Source organism: Paenibacillus sp. 598K (assembly GCF_003851045.1).
Classification (GTDB): domain Bacteria; phylum Bacillota; class Bacilli; order Paenibacillales; family Paenibacillaceae; genus Paenibacillus_D.
On the sequence record NZ_BFBX01000022.1, the window covers coordinates 1 to 286 of the forward strand.

The following is a 286-nucleotide window of genomic DNA, read 5'->3' on the forward strand; positions in this document are numbered from 1 at the left end:
CCTCCGAGATAGGCTAGTAGAGCGAGCCCGCTCTACTAGCCAGATTTTCAGATAAATCTACTGCATCGCGGCGTCAAGCAGCGGCTTGACCTTGGGGATCAGGTCGAGCGGGTCGGCGCCCGAGTTGATCATCGGGTCCATCAGCTGCGTCCAGTAGATGTTGTCCCAGTCCGGGTACTTCTCGGAGTAACGGTACGGCTTGGCGTACTCCATCGAGGCAATGATCGCTTCGAGCGACTGCGCCTTCTCCGGGTGCATCTCCTGCAGCGTCGCCAGATCGGCCAGC

The 286-nt window shown here is 59.8% G+C and carries 1 pseudogene; it reads right to left on the reverse strand.

The annotated features are described in order from the left end of the window. Nucleotides 1-57 precede the first annotated feature (57 nt). A pseudogene (locus PA598K_RS08835) lies at nucleotides 58-286 on the reverse strand (ABC transporter substrate-binding protein); the annotation flags it as partial.